At 71.1% G+C, this 1,861-nt stretch carries 3 protein-coding genes; 2 read left to right on the top strand and 1 reads right to left on the bottom strand.

The features are described from left to right. Positions 1 to 10 precede the first annotated feature (10 nt). Positions 11 to 733, bottom strand: coding sequence for a lysophospholipid acyltransferase family protein (locus ABZ371_RS32230; protein ID WP_358686415.1), 723 nt, complete (start codon positions 731 to 733; stop codon positions 11 to 13). Positions 734 to 952: 219 nt separating this feature from the next. Between ABZ371_RS32230 and ABZ371_RS32225 the strand changes: the two genes are divergently transcribed. Next, positions 953 to 1,279, top strand: coding sequence for a thioredoxin family protein (locus tag ABZ371_RS32225; protein WP_358686412.1), 327 nt, complete (start codon positions 953 to 955; stop codon positions 1,277 to 1,279). A 195-nt stretch (positions 1,280 to 1,474) separates the two neighbouring features. Next, positions 1,475 to 1,861, top strand: a 387-nt coding sequence (locus ABZ371_RS32220) for a flavin reductase family protein (protein ID WP_358686410.1), incomplete at its 3' end; no start/stop codon positions are given.

Below are 1,861 nucleotides of genomic sequence, written 5' to 3'. Positions count from 1 at the left end.
GCCGGGCTTGTCAGCCGCGCTCGCGGGCCTCCGCGGGCGTCGGAGCCGTACCACCGAGATGGGCCGGCACCCACCAGGTGTCGCCCGCGTCCTTCGGGCGCACCGGGTACGCCCGCTGCGCCGCCTCGAGCAGCTCCTGCACGCGCTCCCGCAGCCGGCGGGTGATCGCACCGGCGTACTGGTCGGCGGGAGCCTCTATGGGTTCGCCGACCCTGATGGTGATCGGGGTGTGGCTGCGCCGGAAGTTGCGCGGCCGGCCCTTGGTCCACAGGCGCTGGGTGCCCCACAGGGCCATCGGGATCAGCGGCACGCCGGCCTCTTGGGCCAGCCGCGCGGCGCCCGACTTGAAGCTCTTCAGCGTGAACGACTGGGAGATGGTCGCCTCGGGGAACACGCCGACGATCTCACCGGAGCGCAGCGACGCGAGGGCGTGCGCGTAGGCGTCCTCGCCCTGGTTGCGATCGACGGGGATGTGCTTCATGCCGCGCATCAACGGACCGGAGACCTTGTGCCGGAAGACCGACTCCTTCGCCATGAAGCGGACGAGCCGCTTCTGCGGCAGCGCGCCGAGCCCGGTGAAGATGAAGTCCAGATAGCTGATGTGGTTGCTGACCAGTACCGCGCCACCGGTCTTCGGGATGTGCTCCGAACCCTGTGTGTCGATCTTCAGGTCGAGCGCCTTGAACAGCGTGCGAGCGGCGCCGATGACCGGCCGATAGACGAGTTCTGCCATCTGGATGAAGACCTTTCTTCAGCGCCTGGGGAGGGTTCTCCCGGCGGAAGTTACGCAGCCGTAGGTTTTCGGCATTGTGGCGATGGTGCCCCATGTGCGACGCCGTGGCCAGCCCCGAAGCCCCCGGGGCGGGAGATTCTCGTCACGTGGAACCTCCGGGAATGTAATGCGGTGGCCCGGTGCTGACCCTTTGCGCACAGCTCTGAGAAGGAGACCGGAATGGACGGGCAGGCGATCGGCGACCCTCTGGACGCCGTGCTACTCGGCGCGCCGCTGGGGGAGCGGGCCACCCTGGTGCACTTCTCGACCGCGTTCTGCAGGCCCTGCGTCGCCACGCGGCACACGCTCGCCGAGGTGGCGGGGATGGTCGAAGGCGTCACCCACGTCGAGATCGACGCCGAGGCGCACCTCGCGCTCGTCCGTGCCCTCCGGGTGAGCCGGACGCCGACCGTCCTGGTCCTGGACGCGTCCGGCCGGGTCGTCCGCCGCGCCTCGGGCCCGCCCCGTAAGGCGGACGTCTTCGCGGCACTCGCGCAGGCGATGTGACGGGCCGTGACACATCTCCCACATGACGGTCCGCACTTGACTGCGCACACCACTCATCGTCAGTCTGACGCTATGCCGCCGCAACTCCCACTCCCCGGCCGGGTGCACGCCGATCCCGCGCGCCACGCCGGTGCGCGACGGCCGGGCGCCTGACGCAGCCATGGCCCGTACGCCCTCTCCCACAAGGACTCGTCGATGACGGCCTCGCCCGACCTCTCCACTTCCCGAGCGGCCGCGCCCGAGCTGCTGCGCTCGGTCTTCCGGCAGCACGCCGCCGGAGTCGCCGTGATCACCGCCGCCGGGGAGCGCCCGGTCGGTTTCACGGCCACCTCGCTCAACTCCGTCGCCGCCGAGCCGCCGCTGATCTCCTTCGGGGTGGGCACCTCCTCGTCCAGCTGGCCCGTGGTGGCCGAGGCCGGGCACATCGGCGTGCACATACTCGGGGAGGACCAGCGGGAACTCGCCGCCACCTTCGCGCGCAGCGGCGCCGACCGGTTCGGCCCGGCCACCGACTGGCGCGACGGCCCCCGCGGGGTGCCCGTGCTCGGCGGGGTAGTGGCCTGGATGGTCTGCCGGGTGGTG

This window comes from Streptomyces sp. NPDC005899, assembly GCF_040629645.1.
Taxonomy (GTDB): domain Bacteria; phylum Actinomycetota; class Actinomycetes; order Streptomycetales; family Streptomycetaceae; genus Streptomyces.
This window is presented reverse-complemented; position numbering and strand designations above follow the sequence as displayed.

Excerpts from the sequence above, each read along its gene's own strand:
- ABZ371_RS32230 (WP_358686415.1), bottom strand. The coding sequence starts at position 733 with ATGGCAGAACTCGTCTATCGGCCGGTCATCGGCGCCGCTCGCACGCTG.
- ABZ371_RS32225 (WP_358686412.1), top strand. The coding sequence starts at position 953 with ATGGACGGGCAGGCGATCGGCGACCCTCTGGACGCCGTGCTACTCGGC.